At 41.8% G+C, this 17,974-nt stretch carries 18 protein-coding genes; 6 read left to right on the forward strand and 12 right to left on the reverse strand.

Annotated features, from left to right (window positions below; all coding sequences use genetic code 11):
• Positions 1-64: 64 nt before the first annotated feature.
• The 4 genes from ACFE90_RS23745 to ACFE90_RS23760 form a co-directional block, all read right to left on the reverse strand.
• On the reverse strand, positions 65-925 hold the full coding sequence (locus ACFE90_RS23745; RefSeq protein ID WP_375504913.1) for a class I SAM-dependent methyltransferase: 861 nt from the start codon (positions 923-925) through the stop codon (positions 65-67).
• A gap of 271 nt (positions 926-1,196) precedes the next feature.
• Positions 1,197-1,442 (reverse strand): hypothetical protein, encoded by a 246-nt coding sequence (locus tag ACFE90_RS23750; protein ID WP_334744344.1) that lies wholly within the window; start codon positions 1,440-1,442, stop codon positions 1,197-1,199.
• Positions 1,443-1,700: 258 nt separating this feature from the next.
• Positions 1,701-2,249, reverse strand: coding sequence for a phosphate-starvation-inducible PsiE family protein (locus ACFE90_RS23755; RefSeq protein WP_375504915.1), 549 nt, complete (start codon positions 2,247-2,249; stop codon positions 1,701-1,703).
• Between the two features lie 89 nt (positions 2,250-2,338).
• Positions 2,339-3,259, reverse strand: coding sequence for a tetratricopeptide repeat protein (locus ACFE90_RS23760; protein WP_375504917.1), 921 nt, complete (start codon positions 3,257-3,259; stop codon positions 2,339-2,341).
• Positions 3,260-3,523: 264 nt separating this feature from the next.
• Between ACFE90_RS23760 and ACFE90_RS23765 the strand changes: the two genes are divergently transcribed.
• Entirely contained in the window at positions 3,524-5,572 is a 2,049-nt protein-coding gene (locus ACFE90_RS23765) for an elongation factor G (RefSeq protein WP_375504919.1), read from the forward strand.
• Between the two features lie 81 nt (positions 5,573-5,653).
• Here ACFE90_RS23765 and ACFE90_RS23770 read toward each other — a convergent pair whose 3' ends face one another.
• Positions 5,654-5,803 (reverse strand): hypothetical protein, encoded by a 150-nt coding sequence (locus ACFE90_RS23770; protein WP_375504921.1) that lies wholly within the window; start codon positions 5,801-5,803, stop codon positions 5,654-5,656.
• Positions 5,793-6,050 (reverse strand): hypothetical protein, encoded by a 258-nt coding sequence (locus ACFE90_RS23775; RefSeq protein WP_375504923.1) that lies wholly within the window; start codon positions 6,048-6,050, stop codon positions 5,793-5,795. The genes ACFE90_RS23770 and ACFE90_RS23775 overlap by 11 nt, the downstream gene beginning before the upstream one ends.
• A gap of 247 nt (positions 6,051-6,297) precedes the next feature.
• Between ACFE90_RS23775 and ACFE90_RS23780 the strand changes: the two genes are divergently transcribed.
• Positions 6,298-7,194, forward strand: a complete 897-nt coding sequence (locus ACFE90_RS23780; RefSeq protein WP_375504925.1) for an SPFH domain-containing protein — start codon at positions 6,298-6,300, stop codon at positions 7,192-7,194.
• Positions 7,195-7,649: 455 nt separating this feature from the next.
• On the forward strand, positions 7,650-8,042 hold the full coding sequence (locus ACFE90_RS23785) for a nuclease A inhibitor family protein (protein ID WP_375504927.1): 393 nt from the start codon (positions 7,650-7,652) through the stop codon (positions 8,040-8,042).
• A gap of 79 nt (positions 8,043-8,121) precedes the next feature.
• Here the strand turns inward: ACFE90_RS23785 and ACFE90_RS23790 are convergent, their stop codons facing one another.
• Together ACFE90_RS23790 and ACFE90_RS23795 are read right to left on the reverse strand one after the other, a co-directional pair.
• Positions 8,122-8,961, reverse strand: coding sequence for a DNA/RNA non-specific endonuclease (locus ACFE90_RS23790; RefSeq protein ID WP_375504929.1), 840 nt, complete (start codon positions 8,959-8,961; stop codon positions 8,122-8,124).
• A gap of 519 nt (positions 8,962-9,480) precedes the next feature.
• Positions 9,481-9,984: a DUF6174 domain-containing protein gene (locus tag ACFE90_RS23795; RefSeq protein ID WP_375504931.1), complete on the reverse strand. Its 504-nt coding sequence runs from the start codon at positions 9,982-9,984 to the stop codon at positions 9,481-9,483.
• 257 nt (positions 9,985-10,241) lie between these two features.
• Between ACFE90_RS23795 and ACFE90_RS23800 the strand changes: the two genes are divergently transcribed.
• A complete protein-coding gene (locus tag ACFE90_RS23800; protein WP_375504933.1) occupies positions 10,242-10,427 on the forward strand; it encodes a DDE transposase family protein in 186 nt (61 codons plus the stop codon).
• A gap of 91 nt (positions 10,428-10,518) precedes the next feature.
• Here ACFE90_RS23800 and ctpC read toward each other — a convergent pair whose 3' ends face one another.
• Both ctpC and ispG read right to left on the reverse strand, forming a co-directional pair.
• Positions 10,519-11,802 carry a carboxyl-terminal processing protease CtpC gene (gene ctpC / locus ACFE90_RS23805; RefSeq protein WP_375504935.1) on the reverse strand — a complete coding sequence of 428 codons (1,284 nt, stop codon included), beginning with the start codon at positions 11,800-11,802 and terminating at the stop codon, positions 10,519-10,521.
• Positions 11,803-12,061: 259 nt separating this feature from the next.
• The gene (gene ispG / locus ACFE90_RS23810) at positions 12,062-13,288 is read right to left on the reverse strand and encodes a (E)-4-hydroxy-3-methylbut-2-enyl-diphosphate synthase (RefSeq protein WP_375504937.1); all 1,227 of its coding nucleotides are present in this window, start codon (positions 13,286-13,288) and stop codon (positions 12,062-12,064) included.
• A gap of 438 nt (positions 13,289-13,726) precedes the next feature.
• Between ispG and ACFE90_RS23815 the strand changes: the two genes are divergently transcribed.
• On the forward strand, positions 13,727-14,764 hold the full coding sequence (locus ACFE90_RS23815) for an isochorismatase (protein WP_375504939.1): 1,038 nt from the start codon (positions 13,727-13,729) through the stop codon (positions 14,762-14,764).
• A gap of 73 nt (positions 14,765-14,837) precedes the next feature.
• On the opposite strand, the gene ACFE90_RS23820 is transcribed toward ACFE90_RS23815, so the two are convergent.
• Complete coding sequence (locus ACFE90_RS23820; RefSeq protein ID WP_375504941.1) at positions 14,838-15,731, reverse strand: peptidoglycan DD-metalloendopeptidase family protein; 894 nt, start codon at positions 15,729-15,731, stop codon at positions 14,838-14,840.
• Between the two features lie 258 nt (positions 15,732-15,989).
• Here ACFE90_RS23820 and ACFE90_RS23825 point away from each other — a divergent pair, with 258 nt between their 5' ends.
• Positions 15,990-17,198 carry an HhoA/HhoB/HtrA family serine endopeptidase gene (locus ACFE90_RS23825; protein WP_375504943.1) on the forward strand — a complete coding sequence of 403 codons (1,209 nt, stop codon included), beginning with the start codon at positions 15,990-15,992 and terminating at the stop codon, positions 17,196-17,198.
• A 256-nt stretch (positions 17,199-17,454) separates the two neighbouring features.
• On the opposite strand, the gene ACFE90_RS23830 is transcribed toward ACFE90_RS23825, so the two are convergent.
• Complete coding sequence (locus tag ACFE90_RS23830) at positions 17,455-17,802, reverse strand: DUF760 domain-containing protein (protein ID WP_109009186.1); 348 nt, start codon at positions 17,800-17,802, stop codon at positions 17,455-17,457.
• Between the last annotated feature and the right edge of the window lie 172 nt (positions 17,803-17,974).

Below are 17,974 nucleotides of genomic sequence, written 5' to 3' on the forward strand. Positions count from 1 at the left end.
TTTTGGGATTTTTGCACAGATCCAGTAATCATAAGTGATTAACCGGACTTGATATTATATCTAATTAGGGGGCTTTGGGTTTAATGAACTTGAGGGTCATGCGATCGCTCTCTCCAATGGTGAGGAAGCGTTGCCTGTCCTTTTGACCTTGGCTCAAGGTTGGAGGTAGTGTCCAAACTCCACCCGGATAGTCTTTGGTATCTTTTGGGTTAGCGTTAATCTCTGATTTGCCTACCAATTTGAAGCCAGCCTTCTCTACAGCAGCAATTACCCCATCTTCAGACATATAGCCAGTTTTAATACTCTCTTGTAAAGAAGTCCCCTTAAGGGCGCGGTGTTCTTCCACTCCCAGAATGCCTCCTGGCTTGAGTGCTTTATAAGCCGCGGCATAAACTTGCTCGTCATAGCCTGCTTTAACCCAGTTGTGAATATTGCGGAAGGTAACAACTAGGTCTACAGAATTGTCTGGTGCTAGGGTCAGTTCATTTGGGGGATTAATTTTAGCTACTTTGACCTTACCAAAAATCTTTGGATTAGCTGCTAGTTTTTCTTGGAAAGCCAAAGCGGGTTTACTCGCATCAGCCAAGTTAGTAACTATGAGTTGTCCCTTGGGCGCTAGGAATGGGGCTAATATCTCGGTATACCAGCCACCTCCCGGCCACAATTCAACTACGGTCATATTTGGGCGCAGACCGAAGAATTCCAAAGTCTGGATTGGATGGCGGTACTTGTCTCGGAGGCGATTCTGCTCTGAGCGATGACTGGTGGTGAGTATGGTTTGGAGCGTAGTTGTACTGTTGAATGTCGCTTTTTCGCTCTCGTTGGCTAGAACATTAAGGGGCATTACAGATACTGATAGAAGGAAAGCTAGAGTCAGGGCTTTCAGTAAGCCTTGGCGGGGCCTGAGATTTTGTGCAAATTTCATAGCTGTTATTTTTACTTTCCGCTTCAGCATAGAGCAAATAGCGCTCTCAAAAATGGGTACGATGGCGTACCCGTCCGCTATAGGCATTGCTCTCTACTCTGCCGTTTTACTCTCTACAAGGCCCTGAACACAAACGCGCTCTTTTAAACTTGCTCTTTATTAGTTTTTATTAGTAAATAAAATGCGTTTGCTCTGGCATTTAATGTAATCAGCAAGTGCGATCGCTTTTTTTATATTTAGTAAACCAGAGCGATCGCACTTAAAATCTGGATTACATCTTACCGTGTTGCAGCACTTGTTGTAGATGTTGGCGAATCTCTTGTGCGTGTTCAATATCAGATTGACGCAATTTTTGGAACAACTCTACACAAGGCTGAGAACCTACTTGTTCTGCATCTTTGATGTAGGTATCGTAAGCTTTAACGGCTTCAGCCTTGTTGTGCAAAACTGTAATAAAATCATACTCCAAGTCGCTAATCGCTTGTTGAGACTGTCCGTTACCTGTATTTGTAACCATTGCCTGAACCTCTTTTAGAATTTATAATTAACTTTATACTTACCCTTAAAGAGCGATTCATCTTCCAAAAAGAGTATATTTCAATACGCCGGAAGTACCTTGCAAAAGTTAAGTTATACCATTTTAGATTTTCGATCTATCCAAGTTGCTGATCACAGCCTTAATCAAAGGAGTGGAGAGCAGGAAAATAATTTTTCACTACTCCCCAGTACAGACGCGATTAATCGCGTCTCTCCCACTCCCCATTTTCATAACAATTTATCCAAGCGGTTGATTCTCATCACATTGACGTGAATACTGGAATTCCAACTCGTTTTGTCGTTCTCTACCTCCTTTATAGACAATCGGGCAAAACTTAGTGTTAGCACTCATGCAATCCATGTGTGGCGTCTTAGCACAGACTACGAGTAGTCCACCCAGAACAAATAACAAACCACAAATTGCAAGCGTATTAATCCAAGAAATTTCCAGCGCTCCGTGAACTACTATCTCACGCAAGAGAGATACAATTGTTACCTCTACTGCAACTCCTACTGAGATACTATGTTCTTGCAAATAGACCATTAATAGTCGGAATAACTCGACTAAAATCAACACAAATAGTATTTTGGCAGTCACATGTTTATAATCCAGTTGCTGCATAATGGCGATAAATAACCCCCACAATTGGATCAGCATGACAGCGAACAATCCCAAACACAAGACAATCACAATTAAGTCTTGAAAGGCTTCCATGTTGCGAACAATTGAGTGCCGATCAAGCCAGCGATCGCTAAATAAAAATCGACTTTTCTGGCGCTTTTGCATGTACGTTTTATTCCAATCGGGACAAGTTCAGACAACACCAGCCAGTTAACCCAATAGTTTTATGTTATGCAATATTAAGTTTTTGCGCCTCAGCGAGGTTTGTAATTTAAATTTTGTGCTTGTTGCAACAATTGCTCGGCATTTTTTGCCCACTGAGGATTTTTCTGAGCATTATATAAATCTCTAGCAAATTGCAATACTTGTACTGCATCTCCATATTGCTGTAACTGCATAAAAACTAACCCTGCACCATAATAAGCGTTGGGATAGTTAGAGTTAGCTTCGGCTGATTTTCTAAAAGCCTCTAATGCCTCTTGTGATTTGCGTTGCCCAAACCAAATTGAACCGAGATTGTAGTAAGCTTCTGGATACTTCGGATTAATTTTTACTGCCTGATTAAAAGCATTTCTGGCTTGATCGAGTTTGCCTTGTTGGAGATAACACATCCCTATATGATAAGGAGGCTCTGGTGCGTTTTTGCTATATTCTATGGCTTTTCTAAAAGATGCGATCGCTTTTTCACAATCTCGTTGCTGTTCTCGTACCAATCCCAAGTTATAGTGGGCAAATCCTAGTTTAGGATCAAGTTCTAACGCTCGTTGCAAGTAATCGTTAGCTAACTGTAAATTATTCCCCTCTAACAACGCACCACCTAAATTAGCAAAAGCCGGAGCAAACTTAGGATCGGCTTGCGTTGCTCGATAAAATGCATCCGCAGAGGGTTGTAATTGTCCCGTTTGTCGGAATGCTAACCCTAAATTATAGTGTGCTGGTGCTAATGTCGGATCTAATCGAGTTGCTTGTTTAAAGGCTGCGATCGCATCTTGTACCTTTCCCGCCTGAATTGCTTGTAAACCTTGGTTTAACCAGTCTACAGCAGTTTTAGCATTAGATTGTGCCAGCTTTGAGGGGACAGGAGCAGATAGAGAAACAGAGGGAAAGGAAATACTAACAAGCAGCATCAAACTTACTAACCCGGCTATGCGATATTTAAAGAATGATTTTCCCATTGATTTTCTGACTTGCAACACTTTCAGTTAAATTTACTTTATAAAAAGTTTTTTACAAAAATTTTTATTTTGCTATAAAATTTTTTGATAGTTAACTTTTCTTAAGCTAAATCTTACGACAGGCTACAATTTTTTTAACTTTCGATTAAAGGGAGGATAATAACAAATTAAAGAAGGGGTAAGTTTGACTCCAGAGAACCATTTTTTATCCCTGATATATACAGAATAATGCGGTTAGGAAAAACTTACCGCAAGGGAGGTTTTATGAACGAAAAAGTAAAATCGGGTTCGCGGAATGTTGCAATTGTCGGGCCTTATTTAAGTGGAAAAACCACTTTACTAGAAAGCTTGTTATTTGTCACAGGGGCAATTTCTCGCAAAGGGAGTGTTAAAGACAGCAATACAGTGGGAGATAGTGCTGCCGAGTCGCGCGATCGCCACATGAGTGTAGAAGTCAGCGCCGCTAGCACTGAGTATAACGGCATTCGCTTCACTTTTATTGACTGTCCGGGAAGTGTAGAATTTGCCCAAGAAACGTACAATGCTTTAATGGGAGTGGATGCGGCAATTGTAGTTTGCGAACCCATCCGCGATCGCGTCCTCACCCTCGCCCCTCTATTTAAATTCCTCGACGATTGGGAAATTCCCCACCTCGTCTTCGTCAACAAAATGGATCGGGCAAATATCCACGTTTTGGAAACATTGCACGCCCTGAAAGCAATATCTAGCCGTCCTTTGGTAGCGCATCAATATCCCATCATGAACGGGGAACAACTCACCGGCTTTATCGATATGGTGAGTGAACAGGCATATCAATATCATCCAGGCGCACCTGCTGACCCCATCCCCTTTCCCGAAAGTTTAAAAGAAGAAGAACATACAGCACGGGCAGAAATGCTCGAAGCCTTAGCAAATTTTGACGACCATTTACTCGAAGAACTTTTAGAAGACATCGAACCTCCTCAAGAGGAAATCCTCAAAGATTTAAAAATGGAATTAGGGGCAGATTTAGTAGTGCCCGTTTTTTTTGGTGTAGCAGAACAAGATTATGGTGTTAGACCTCTATTAGAAGCCTTGTTACGGGAAGCCCCCGAACCAGAAACCACAGCAGAACGTCGTTTAAAAAACATAAAAGGTGATACACCTTTAGCGCAGGTATTAAAAACTTACTACACTCCTCAAGGTGGCAAACTCTCTTTGGTACGTGTTTGGCGGGGCAAATTAACTGATGGCATTGTCCTCAATGGCATTCGCACTGGTGGAATTTACCGCCTCATGGGACAACAACAGCAGTCAGTTAACCAAGTTAATGCTGGTGAAATTGTCGCATTGAGCCGTTTAGAAGGAATCAAGACAGGCGATACAATGTCCACAGAACAGCAGTCGGCAATAAAATTACCCAAAGCTGTAGAGTTGGAACCAGTGTATGCCCTCGCGATTACACCAGAAAAGCGCAACGATGAAGTTAAACTCAGTGGTGCCATCACCAAATTATTGGAAGAAGACTGCTCACTTGCTTGGGAACAACACGGCGATACTCACGAAGTTATCTTGTGGGGTCAAGGCGAAATTCATTTACAAGTCGCCCTAGACAGACTGCGCCGCAAATATAACTTGCCAATGACAACTCATTTACCGCAAGTGCCTTACAAAGAAACCATCCGCAAAACAGTGGCTTCAATTCATGGGCGCTACAAGCACCAAAGCGGTGGTCACGGGCAGTTTGGTGATGTTTTTCTCGACATCAAACCCCTACCACGCGGTACAGGTTTCAACTTTAATGAAACTATTGTTGGCGGTGTGGTTCCTAAACAGTACATTCCTGGGGTGGAAATGGGCGTGCGGGAATTTCTGACACATGGGCCTTTGGGCTTCCCAATGGTAGATTTGGCGGTAACTCTGACTAATGGTACATACCACAACGTTGATAGTTCTGAACAAGCCTTTAAACAAGCTGCCCGATTGGCAATGCAAACGGGAATACCCCAAGCGGAACCTACCCTGTTAGAACCAATTGTGCGGGTGGAAGTGACCACACCTAGCGAATTTACCTCCAAAGTGCTGCAACTGTTGAGTGGTAGACGGGGGCAAATTTTAGGCTATGAAGGCAGAAACGATTGGCAAGGCTGGGATAATATCTCTGCATACTTGCCACAGGCAGAGATGCAAAACTTTATTGTAGAGCTGCGATCGCTCACCTTGGGCGTTGGTTCCTTCCACTGGGAATATGACCATCTTCAGGAAGTACCAGAAAAGCTTGCTGAACGTGTCATTCACAGCAATGGTAATGGCGGTAACGGCAACGGCAAGTAATCTTGGATTTTGAATTAATTTAGAGTAGCGATCACTCGAAGACTGAGATTCCCGACTTCTTTAATAAGTTGGGAATCTTTTTCAATCTATAAAAGGATTCGTAAACCGCACACCCTCAACTCTCGCACCTGATGCGAAGTCCTCAGTATAAACTTCTTCAATTTGGTTGAGTCGCGCCGTTGCCCAAATTTGCGCGTCCCAAAACGTATCAAGTAAAATCCTACCGTTCATAGAGGTCTTCACGCTGCCAGTCCCAACCTCCAAGTTGAGCAGATCGAGTTTTGATGTGATCAATAAATTCTCTTTCGGCTTCCCACATTGCAAGATTGGTTTGGGGTGCTGTTATTTCACCAAGATGAAGGTCAATAGCTTGGCGAATAATCTCTGCTTCACTTACACCCGCTTGTTGGGCGATCGCTTTTAACAGATGTTCTTGATGCGGTTCAATATAAATCTGCTTACGAATTTTACTCGACATAATTTAAATACTACATAATGTATATATTACATAATACATTACTTGCTAGTAAAGTGCGTAGGCTTTGCCCGCCGTAGGCATCGCTCCAAGGCTGAGATTTGCAACTTCTCTCAGAAGTCGGAAATCTTTATTTAATCTGTAAAAAGATTCGTAAACCGCTAACTTGTGTGAAATGATATTAGTTTCATAAAAGCATTTGGGAATTATGTGATTAAGTATATTCGTCTTAATTACAGAGAAAAAACTCATGGGCTTTATAGTCTCTCTTTTAACTAGCCTAATTGCAATTCTTGTTTATCTCAATACAAGTAGGATATCCGGTGAAAAGTCACGTTTAGCAATACGCACAATTATGATATTGATTAGTAGTATTGCAGTCCTGAATTCTATTTCTAGGCTTTTAGTGATTGTCCCACCAGGCAATGTCGGTGTCGTCAACTTGTTTGGCGAAGTTTCCGAAACTACTCTTAATCCTGGTGTTCACTTGCTTAATCCCTTTAACAAAGTGCTGAATTTTTCCACTCGCATTAAGGATGTAAAGGAAAATGTAGATGTAATATCCCAAGAAGGTTTGAGCCTAAATCTTGATGTCAGTCTTCAGTACAAGCTTGATCCGCAAAAGGCAGCTACAGTATATAAAACAATTGGAACTGATGAAACACAACTGGTAATTTCCAGATTCCGTTCTACTGTCCGCGCCATCACGGCAAACTACCCAGCCAGTGCTATTTACTCTACCAAACGCCAAGAAATCGCCCAAAAAATTGACCAACAACTCACCCAGGAGATACCCACTTTGGGTTTCATCGTTGAGGAAGCTCTTTTACGAAACGTCAAAATGCCTGATACTCTACAAGTTGCAATTCAAAACAGACTCAAGACAGAGCAAGAAAACCAGCAGATGAAATTTGTTTTAGAAAAAGAGCGTCAAGAGGCAGAACGAAAGCGTATTGAAGCGCGAGGTATAGCTGATTCCCAAAAAATTATCTCTGCTGAACTTACCAACCAAGTGCTACAATTGCGAGCGATTGAAGCAACAGAAAAGCTAGCTCAATCTAATAATTCTAAGCTTGTAATTATTGGTTCTGAAAAAGGCGGTACGCCTATTATGATCCAGCCAGAAACAGGAACCTCAAAGCCCTAAAATTTTCTTATCAGATTAATGGCTTGACATAGTTTTCCCTGCAATCTAGCTAAAGTAACAGCACTTATTTTTTGCATATCTCGTTAAAACTTTAGTAGTACAACATTATTTCTTGGTACGATAGTCTTATATTGGCTTTTGCAAGCTTCAACATGAAATTTCAATAAATTAATATTCTTCAGAATGGTAAATACATTGAGTCTGAAATTAGTTCTACGTTCCCCAACTTGCCCATTGTTGAAGTAATTCCCCGATTTGTCGAACAGAGCCGAACTTTAGGTAGAAGTCCAACGCTTAGAGCATTTCGTCAATGGGTAAGAAAGCAAATCACCCAAACTTAATGTAATTCTTGCTCCTATCCGCGCTAAATCTTCTACTCAATGGTCGAGTTGTCCCATTCCCACTTTGCTACTGGCTGAATGATACAGTATGAGCGTTGCTAGAAACTGATGACTATGAGCGGCGAGATTGTCGAAAAACTAAAGGAAGCTAGTACTGGCTTGTTAATGATGAGCGAATCAGATTACCCTTTCGAGGTTGTTCAGTGGAAAGGTGCTGCACCTGCAACACAGGAGAAAATATTACAGCTAACAGGTTCTCAAGACCTGCCAGTAGAAATAGTAGACTTGGACTATCTCTTTCGTAATTGTGCATTTGAGCAAGAGTGGCACAATGAATTACAGAAAAAAGATGTGAAAAAATTTCAAACACTTATCCAAACGCTTAAAGATAATCTTAGTGACATCAGCGTTTATCGTGTTGGACAAATAAATATTGACGCTTATATCATAGGGCAAACTAAAGATGGTGACTTAGTTGGAGTAGTGACAAAACTGGTTGAAACTTAGTAAGGAGTTTGGAAATTTTTCTAAATAAAAGCCTAACTGCACAGATGCTAGGCTTTCTCATTTTTGAAATTATCCCAACTTATAAATTATCGACTCGCGCTTCTATTTCAGACTGAATAGATGTTGAGATTTCTGAGAGAAAATTGTATCCAGTTAGAGATTCTAATGAGTCAACGCTAACCCGATAGTTTCTCCAATTCGCTGTTCGCACCCCTTGGATGTTGGGAATACTGACAGCAATAACTCTCGTGTTGGTTGTCACGCCAGCAAGACCTAAACCTGGAGTATTCAGTACAGCAATAACTTTCCAAGTTATACTAGGGACTTGAACTCTTCCATTAGCTATTGTATAGAACCTTCCGTTAAACCCGGTACCGCCCATCCCATATCCACCAGATATGATGTAGAGTTCTTTACCCTGTGTTACTAAAGTCCTGGAATATTCCTCTAGGTTTGCCCAAATTCCCTGATTGTTATCTGGGGCTTGAGCAATCATGTTGCTCATCAAAAAGGTGGCAGAATTATTGCTAACACTATTAGTTCTGTCACCACTAGGTGTCATGTGACCACGATCAAACCCACTTCCACTAAAATCGGTAGATTGAACTTGATAGCACCCAAGAGGAAGTGTTGTATCAGGGCGAAAATTATCTTGCCTTGGTGTGCTACCTAACCAACTACTATTCAATTGCCAAGACACCCAATTTGCTCTACCTATTGAGCAGTTGTAACCAATTACATACTGTGGTTTTACCAGCAAGTAATTATTTTGGCTGGAAGTTCCAGCATTGCTGGGATTGCCAAGGGTTAGGTGAACACTTACTGATGACTGGGCTGGTACGAGCTTTGCCAACCCAATTATGAATAAAACTACTACCACAAATGGCAGCAGAAACTTGAAAATCTTAATTTTTTTCACATTTTTGTACTTTTGATTGCAAAAGCATTGTCCGAGTTCTTCACTTCAACATCAAGCATTCAGTGATACAAAACTAAAGATTTTTCTAATGGTAAAGATGTAGTGACACCATAGCTAGAAATCTTTGTTCGGCAAGAGTTAACAATCAATAAATCACTACTTTACCACTACCTTGGTAAGGAGCGATGCCTACGGTGGGCTACGCCTACGCTTAAAATTTCGCACCCTTATACCAAGATTTATACATCTAATCAGCAACACCAATCTTTTTTCTTAGAGGAAATTTAATTATGTGAAAAATGAGAGCGATTTGTACAGCAATAAAAACTTAAACGCCAGCAGTTAATAGACCTCTTGCAAAAGTCAAAAAATCAGGAATGTCATTTTGAGCGGAACTCAGGGGAGAGAAAATTTTCACTAGATGTTTCGCTCCGCTCAAGATGACAGTTTAAGCATTTATGCAAGATAAGGTAAGTATACTTATTGCCTTAATCTCTAATTTTATGTTTGCAGTGGCAGCTATTTAATTACCTCAAAATTCTCAATGGTGAGATATCTTTCTTCATCAGCTATCTGACTGTTGTAATCGATATCAATTTGGGTTGGATAGCCGAATCTAGCATTATACCGCACATTCAGGCTGAAGGCTTTACGGTTGATAGCATCTTGAATCACATCAAACAGTTTAGGAATTGTGTTGTAATTTTGAAAGTATTCTTTAACATCTTTACCTGTAGCTACAGAAGTGACAGAACTTGTTTGACCATTACGTACTTTAATTACTACTGGCCCCCTAGCATCGCCTATACAAAAGCAACTATTGCTCAAAGTATAGTCATAGTTGGAAATATTTTGCTGATTCCAGAAACGGCGATTAAATTCTAATCGCTTTTCTGCTCGCTTTAAACTCAAGTTATTCTTCGGTGGCGATTGTGCTATCTCTATGGGAGATTTAGACATTACTGGTAGGTTCAGTCCGAAAGATAACAATAAACCGGCACTGATAATGATAGGTAAACGCATATCAATCCCTTGGATTTCAAAAGTATTATATATGTATTATAGATATTAATTTATCTACTTATTTAAGTGAACTTTATATTTTTATTAAAATTCATCAGTGGGTAGACAAGGGCAAATAGCAAATTTATGGCTGTAAGGAACTGGTTGGTGAGTGTAGTTTATAGCTAAATCAGATCCGATGTAATCGCATACACGCGAGAATATTTTTTGTATGCCGTAGAATTTTTACTGTAAAAAACAAATGTTTTATTTCAAGTATGAATGAATCACAAACTTGGTATATTGTCAAGCACTCTACTGGGAATTGCAAAATTTTCACCAGCAACAAAGTTGGAGACGATAATCTAGAGATTATAGAACAGTGGGGGCCTTTTAGTTCGCAAGAAGAAGCGATCGCTCGGCGTGTCGGACTTATTAGGGCTGGAAAGTGCCAACCAGTTTAAATTAGGAGTTAGGAGTTTGAGTTAGGAGTTCACAATGATGGTTTTTATTCCTAACTCCTCCCTATTCACTCCTAACTTTATTCCCAACTCTTCATTTTTCTGCTGTGGCTGCGCCCTGAGCAGCAATTTTTTTACCTATCACATCCACTGCTTTAGCGAATTGGGGATCTGCTAAAGTAGCGAGTTTGTCACGTTCATGAAGCCACAATTCCTGCATCTGAGCTTTACTCAAATCCACCTTCACATCTGGACTAATACCTTTATGATTAATATCTGTACCATTGGGGGTATAGTAATGAGCAATTGTTACCGCCAATCCTGAGCCATCTTCCAAGGGACGCACCGATTGCACTAGTCCTTTACCAAAGGTTTGAGTACCAACCAAAGTAGCACGCTTGTTATCCTGCAAAGCCCCTGAGAGGATTTCACTTGCACTGGCTGAACCTTTATCTACCAGCACCACCAAAGGTTTATTTGTCAAGGCGCGTCCATTTGCTTCTTCTTTTTCTGCCTCTCCTTGGCGTTCAACGGTGGAGACAATCTTACCTTTGTCTATCCACATCCGGGCAATGTCTACACTGGAGAAGAGTAAGCCGCCTGGATTACCACGCAGATCCAGAATATATCCAGCTACCTTTTTGCTTTCTAAATCCTTAATAGCGATTTGCATTTCTTTACCAGCATTAGCACTGAACTGGTTCAGGCGAATGTAGCCAAGATTACCTGCTGGTGTTTTCTTTTGGGAATATTTAACTGGATGAATTTCAATCCGCGCCCGTTTGATGTCAAACTCTTTTGTCTGACCGTCGCGCTGAATTGTTAAGCTGACTTTCGTTCCTGCTTCACCTCGAATCATGGATACCGCCTGATTAGTATCCATCCCCTTGGTATTCTTGCCGTCGATTTTGAGGATGACATCTTTTGCCAAAACACCAGCTTTATAAGCTGGTGTATCTTCAATTGGCGCAATTACAACCAATTGCTTGGTTTTTTCATCCTGGCTGATCGTGATCCCAATCCCTGTCAATTCTCCAGAGGTATCCACTTGCATATTCTTGAATTCTTCTGGGTCCATAAACCGGGTGTATGGGTCATCTAGCTTTTTGAGCATTTCCCGAATGGACTTATACGCTTCCTGCGGATTACTGTAGGACTTGCTTAAGTATTCTTTACGAACAGCCTGCCAGTCTACTTGATTAAAAGTACCATCTACGTAATTGCGGTATATATTTTGCCAAACTTCATCTACTAATTGTTTAGGACTTGCTTTAAATAAAGCCTGACCTCGCGAATGAATGCCAAGGCTAGTAACAGCGATCGTGGAGAGTGTCACTGCCGTAGCACCCAAAACAAGAATACTTTTTGTAGTCACCATAATGACAGTTGCGTCAGAGGGAAAATATATAGTCAGTATGCTCAATCTAACACAGGCTACCACTGTGCAGACCGAGTATGTATCCTTAATTTAACCAAAATACTTGACAATCTGGCGAACTTGATAGTCTATACAAAATTTTTGGGAGTGGGGAGTGGGGAGTGGGGAATCGGGAATTGGGATGGGCACAGGAGGCAGGAGGCAGAAGTTCTTTATTTTTGAATTTTGAATTGATTTCTCCCCCCACTCCCTACTCCCCTTACGGTTCTACCCAGCGTTCATCTCCCTTAATCAGGTTAATTAATTCCTCTACACCTTTATCTTCCGGGACTTTTTTAATTTCCTCTCTGCCACGATACAGAGAAATATAACCAGGTGTTTTGCCAACATAACCATAGTCGGCATCCGCCATTTCTCCGGGGCCATTGACAATACAACCCATAACCGCTATATCAAGACCAGTTAAGTGTTTAGTGGCTTCCCGAACTTTGTGCAACACTTCTTCTAAGTTAAACAAAGTGCGTCCACAGGAAGGACAAGCGACGTATTCCACCATCGTTTTTCGCAATCCCAAAGCTTGGAGAATGCTATAACAGACGGGAATTTCTTTTTCTGGTGCTTCTGTAAGTGAGACGCGAATTGTATCGCCAATGCCATCAGCAAGTAAGGTAGCAATACCAGCCGTGGATTTAATTCGTCCGTATTCCCCATCACCGGCTTCCGTAACGCCTAAATGTAGCGGATAATCCATACCCAGTTCATCCATGCGCTTGGCTATCAGGCGATAAGCGGCTAGCATCACTGGTACTCGTGAGGCTTTCATGGAAATTACCAAGTTGCGGAAATCCAAGGATTCACAGATGCGAATGAATTCTATAGCAGATTCCACCATGCCTTCTGGGGTGTCACCGTAGGTAAATAGCATCCTTTCAGCGAGGGAACCGTGATTTACCCCAATTCGCATCGATTTACCTTGATCGCGTAAAGAAACTACTAGAGGTTCTAAGGTTTCGCGGATTTTTTCGCCAATTTCGTCAAATTCGGATTTAGTATACTCGGTTCGATTGACGTTGGGCTTTTCAAAGACATATAACCCCGGGTTAATCCGCACTTTTTCTATGTGCTTGGATACTTCCAGAGCGATTTTTAGTCCGTTGTGATGGACATCAGCCACAATCGGCACGTCTTGGTAAGTTTTTATTAGTTTTTGTTTAATTTCTGCTAAAGCTTTAGCATGAGCCATACTCGGCACTGTAACACGGACAATTTCGCAGCCTATTTCGTGCAGACGACGAATACCAGCCACGGAACCATCAATATCAAGGGTGTCTTCGTTAATCATTGACTGCACTACAACGGGGTAGCCACCGCCAATGGTGACATTTCCCACCTTTACGGGACGGGTTTTACGCCGCTTGATAGTTGTATCAAAGGTAGGTTGACTGGATGTAGTATTTGAAGTATCTACTATGGGCAGAGTTTGCATAACCTGATTAGGTAAATTTGCTGTCGTTAAAATATCAGATTTGATAAATCTCTGTTTCCCAGATTGCCACAGCTAGTGGCTCTTTTGGACAATTAGGTAGAAAAAAAAGGAAAATAAGACAAGCAAAGAAATAAAGAGCAATTCAAAAGTTTTGCTCATTTATAAAGATATATTGCTGAAAAATTATTTTAACTGAGTAGCTTGAGTAGTGATCGCGCAGGTTTCACAGAAAAGCTTAGGGAAGCGATCACTTTATTGCTGAGTCATAAATATTACTAATATCATCATAATTCTATGACCTAACCTGCAATATCTCGGTTCATAAGAGCGATTGCTAAAATTATGTTCTTATAATACAAATATACTATTTCTGTGGGCTTGAGAAAATTTCGGGATTGAAATCATAGATGTTATTACAGAATAAAAGCGGCTGTAATTATGAACACCCAAATAACCCCCCAACTACTAATTCCCCCACACTTTAACCCTGAAGAAGTGGGCGAAGTCTGGCGCGTACCTTACCAAGAACGTGCCGCCGAAGCTGAAATCTGGGCAAAACAACACGATATCAAACCTGCATCTTTAGATAAAAGCCGGATTTGCTTACTATTAATTGATGTCCAAAACACCTTCTGTATTCCAGGATTTGAATTATTTGTAGGTGGAAAATCTGGGAAAGGGGCGGTGGATGATAATGTCAGATTATGTGAGTTTATTTATCGCAACTTGGGAGTAATTACAAAAATTGTACCTACTCTAGATACCCACACAGCAACACAAATTTTCCATCCTATCTTTTGGGTGAATGCCGCCGGAGAACATCCTACTCCAGCAGCTACTAACATTACCCCAAAAGATATCGAACAAGGTATTTGGAAAGTTAATCCAGCAGTTGCTGATACTGTTACTAATGGGGATTATGAATTATTAGAAAAACATACTTACCATTACGTTAAGCAACTCAGTCAAGACGGTAAATATCCCCTGACAGTTTGGCCTTATCACTCTATGTTGGGTGGTATTGGTCATGCTTTAGTTTCATCAGTAGAAGAAGCGATATTTTTTCACGGGATTGCTCGTCAGAGTCAAACGCAATTTGAAATTAAAGGTGAAAATCCCTTAACGGAAAACTATTCCATTTTGCGTCCAGAGGTGTTAGAAGATTTTGAGCAACGTCCACTTGCTCTAAAGAACACGCGCCTGATTAAGCAACTTTTAGAATATGATGCAGTAATTATTGGTGGTCAAGCTAAAAGTCACTGCGTCGCTTGGACAATTGACGATTTATTAACAGAAATTAAACAGGTAGATGCCACCCTTGCTCAAAAAATCTATTTGTTAGAAGATTCTACTTCGCCTGTTGTTGTTCCCGGTGTTGTGGACTACACAGAACAGGCAAATGCGGCATTTGCAAGATTTGCAAAGGCAGGAATGCACATCGTAAAATCTAGCGAAAATATAGCATCTTTTTTTTAACGCAAAGGATCGCAAAGGTTTCGCAGAGGAACACAGAGATTTTTTTGCGTTCCTCTGCGTTTCAAAACAAACCTCATTTTTTCAAATAACCCTTTGGATCTTCTGCTACCCAACCCAGAGATGAGCTAGAACGCACTTCAAAATGGAGGTGCGGTTGACTGGAGGTTGGTTGTCCGCTAGTACCTACTGTTCCCAGTAAGTCTCCTTTTTTTACTTGTTGACCGACAGAAACCTTGATACTGTCAAGCTGGGCATAGCGGCTTTGGAGTCCGCCACTGTGGTTAATAATGACCAACTTGCCGTATGAACCTTGGTCATTAGCAAAGGCTACGGTTCCAGGCGCGATCGCTAGCACATCTGTACCAACTGGTGCTAATAAATCAACACCACTGTGGAAGAAAACTTGACCCGTAGCAGGATTAATTTGCCAGCCGTAAGCTAATCCCACATTTGCCACTTCCCCCAAAGGATATCCAGACAAGGATGCACGGTTTAACGTACCTGCATCAGTAGGTAAAGGGGACTTAGTTACAACACCATTGGGCGACCAATTTACCCCCGGAACAAACACAATCCTGGGGTCTTGTTGGCAGCCATTCACCTCAAAAAGGCTATCAGCACGAACTTTGTATTGTGCCGCCACTTGTCGCCAAGTTTGACCACGAGGCACTTCGACTACAATCCCATTGTAGGGAGGAATTTGAAGTACACTACCAACGGCTGCGATCGCACCGCTCTGCAAAGCTGGATTCATGCCGATAATAGTTGTAGGTATGAGATTGTAGCGCTGGGCTATGCTCTCCAAAGTTTCGCCACGAACAACTTTATGGCGTTGGAAGCGAGATAGGGCTGGAGTTGGGCAATCACCCACAGCAGCTTTGGCGCTGTTGATGTTTGGCAGTATGGATACTAAGCTCAAGGCGCTAACTAAGCTACAGAGAATCAGTTGACGAAAGGGTAAAGTCATGTATACAGGTCAAGATCGCATTAACTTTAAATTTTAGATGGAGAGTGTGGCAAGTGGGGGACGAAGGAGCAGGGGAGCAGAGGACAACGGGGAGAATAAAAATTATCTCTTTCCCCTCTGCTCCCTGCTCCCTGCTTTCTGCCCCTTTGCCTCTTCTGCCCAATCTCTAATTCCTCGTAAATTGATCTGTCCACTTGCCGTTAGCTTGACTACACTTAGAAATTAGCAACTGCATTTCTGTCCTTAAGCAGAATGATTATGAAGTTATCCTTAAAGCAACTGGCAATTTATGTATTTTTACTGGTGTTTGGCTGTGGTGCAGGTTTATTTGGCAGTCGCTATCTCCTGCTCAAAAATTCTTCGTTCCTACAGTTAAAAAATGTAACAATGGCTTCGCCTCCAGAATCTGTAGTGCCAAATTCTTCTAACGGAGCAATTGGGGCTACTGGGGGCGATAATGTAAATTTTATTGCGACGGCAGTGCAAAAAGTTGGCCCGGCTGTGGTGCGAATTAATGCCACGCGCAAAGTCGCTAATCCTATCTCTGATGCCTTGAAAAATCCCCTCTTGCGGCGATTTTTTGGAGAGGATGAGCAACCAATTCCCCAAGAACGCATTGAGCGCGGTACAGGATCGGGATTTATTTTGAGCGAAGATGGAGAATTACTCACCAACGCTCATGTGGTAGCTGATACAGATACAGTACAAGTCACCCTCAAGGATGGTCGGAGTCTAGAGGGGAAGGTGGTAGGAGTTGATTCGGTAACAGATGTAGCGGTGGTAAAAATAAAAGCGGATCATTTACCGACTGTGAAATTAGGCAATTCACAAAACTTAATACCAGGACAATGGGCGATCGCTATTGGCAATCCTCTTGGTTTAGATAATACTGTCACTATCGGCATTGTCAGCGCGACAGATCGCACCAGCACTCAAGTTGGTGTCCCAGATAAGCGAGTCAGCTTTATCCAAACTGATGCCGCAATTAACCCTGGTAATTCTGGTGGCCCCTTGTTAAACGCCCAAGGCGAAGTGATTGGTGTTAACACTGCCATCCGCGCTGATGCTCAAGGACTCGGTTTCGCTATCCCCATTGAAACCGCCGCCCGCATCGCTAATGAACTTTTTACCAAAGGGCGTGTGGAACATCCCTTCTTGGGTATCGAAATGGCAGACCTTTCTCCCACTAGAAAACAGCAGATTAATCAAGAAAATCGGGTCAACATTCAGCAGGATGCTGGGATTGTGATTAAAGGAGTCACAGATGATTCCCCAGCCAAGCGTGGAGGACTACTTCCTGGAGACGTGATTCAAAAAGTTAACGGTAAACCAGTCAAAACCTCAGCCCAAGTCCAGAAGCTCGTAGAGTCCAGCACAGTTGGGGACATAATAGCTATCGAAGTCAACCGTAGCGGTAAAATTCAAACCTTCAAAGTGCAATCAGGAGCTTATCCTGAAAGGAAGTAGTCAAAATAATTCGTAATTGATAATTCGTAATTGCAAGACGCTCTCTAAGCAGATGCTGCGCGTAGCTTGCTTCTTTGTAAGACTAAGCGAACTTGCTACCGCTACGTTATCAGTGGAAGCTTTAACTTTCCACAAATATCTTGTTAACCACTGAATTTTTAATTCAGTGTGGGCTGCTGTAACTTTTTTAATTACGAATTACGAATTACGAATTAGTAATTATTTGGTCAATAGTTCCAGAATATTTGACTACTGACTATTGACCATTAGACAAATTCTCTAACTGCATTCTTTGTTCCATCTGGCGTAGAAAATACCCTGTCATCATGGCCGACGCTAGAAGCCCAGCTAAATTCTCCCGATCTGTTGTGATTTGCACGTTGAAATTTTCTGGCGGGAGCATTCCCACAAGCCCTTGGACATTTTGCGAGATGATTTGTTTAATTTCGGGGCTGGCGGACTGAGCAATCCTGGCTAAAACATCAGGAGACTGATGTTGTAGATACTTGAGTAGCTGATTCGGGTATTGCTCAGAGTGGTCTGAAAGAAGTTGATTAGGGTGTTCCTCAGAGTTGTCATTTAAAAAGTCAGGATTAAACACCATTGGCAGTTTTATTTAGCTTAATTGCTAACTCTACTTTAAACCATAGTACAAGGGTAGCGCATTCACCACAGGTATAAGTCAAGAGGAGGGGAGTGGGGCAGAAAAGGCAGAGGGGCAGAGAGCAGGGGAGAGGGGAAAGAGGTAATTTTTATTTTCTCCCTTGCCCCCAGCA

It is taken from the genome of uncultured Nostoc sp. (genome assembly GCF_964245445.1).
Classification (GTDB): domain Bacteria; phylum Cyanobacteriota; class Cyanobacteriia; order Cyanobacteriales; family Nostocaceae; genus Nostoc.

What these genes read in the sequence shown, in the direction of transcription:
- ACFE90_RS23770 (WP_375504921.1), bottom strand. Translation starts at nt 5,803, where the DNA reads ATGAACGGTAGGATTTTACTTGATACGTTTTGGGACGCGCAAATTTGG.
- ACFE90_RS23820 (WP_375504941.1), bottom strand. Translation starts at nt 15,731, where the DNA reads ATGACTTTACCCTTTCGTCAACTGATTCTCTGTAGCTTAGTTAGCGCC.
- ACFE90_RS23800 (WP_375504933.1), top strand. Translation starts at nt 10,242, where the DNA reads ATGAATGAATCACAAACTTGGTATATTGTCAAGCACTCTACTGGGAAT.
- ispG (WP_375504937.1), bottom strand. Translation starts at nt 13,288, where the DNA reads ATGCAAACTCTGCCCATAGTAGATACTTCAAATACTACATCCAGTCAA.
- ACFE90_RS23750 (WP_334744344.1), bottom strand. Translation starts at nt 1,442, where the DNA reads ATGGTTACAAATACAGGTAACGGACAGTCTCAACAAGCGATTAGCGAC.
- ACFE90_RS23795 (WP_375504931.1), bottom strand. Translation starts at nt 9,984, where the DNA reads ATGCGTTTACCTATCATTATCAGTGCCGGTTTATTGTTATCTTTCGGA.
- ACFE90_RS23745 (WP_375504913.1), bottom strand. Translation starts at nt 925, where the DNA reads ATGAAATTTGCACAAAATCTCAGGCCCCGCCAAGGCTTACTGAAAGCC.
- ACFE90_RS23775 (WP_375504923.1), bottom strand. Translation starts at nt 6,050, where the DNA reads ATGTCGAGTAAAATTCGTAAGCAGATTTATATTGAACCGCATCAAGAA.
- ACFE90_RS23825 (WP_375504943.1), top strand. Translation starts at nt 15,990, where the DNA reads ATGAAGTTATCCTTAAAGCAACTGGCAATTTATGTATTTTTACTGGTG.
- ACFE90_RS23780 (WP_375504925.1), top strand. Translation starts at nt 6,298, where the DNA reads ATGGGCTTTATAGTCTCTCTTTTAACTAGCCTAATTGCAATTCTTGTT.
- ACFE90_RS23765 (WP_375504919.1), top strand. Translation starts at nt 3,524, where the DNA reads ATGAACGAAAAAGTAAAATCGGGTTCGCGGAATGTTGCAATTGTCGGG.
- ACFE90_RS23785 (WP_375504927.1), top strand. Translation starts at nt 7,650, where the DNA reads ATGAGCGGCGAGATTGTCGAAAAACTAAAGGAAGCTAGTACTGGCTTG.
- ACFE90_RS23760 (WP_375504917.1), bottom strand. Translation starts at nt 3,259, where the DNA reads ATGGGAAAATCATTCTTTAAATATCGCATAGCCGGGTTAGTAAGTTTG.
- ctpC (WP_375504935.1), bottom strand. Translation starts at nt 11,802, where the DNA reads ATGGTGACTACAAAAAGTATTCTTGTTTTGGGTGCTACGGCAGTGACA.
- ACFE90_RS23815 (WP_375504939.1), top strand. Translation starts at nt 13,727, where the DNA reads ATGAACACCCAAATAACCCCCCAACTACTAATTCCCCCACACTTTAAC.
- ACFE90_RS23830 (WP_109009186.1), bottom strand. Translation starts at nt 17,802, where the DNA reads ATGGTGTTTAATCCTGACTTTTTAAATGACAACTCTGAGGAACACCCT.
- ACFE90_RS23755 (WP_375504915.1), bottom strand. Translation starts at nt 2,249, where the DNA reads ATGCAAAAGCGCCAGAAAAGTCGATTTTTATTTAGCGATCGCTGGCTT.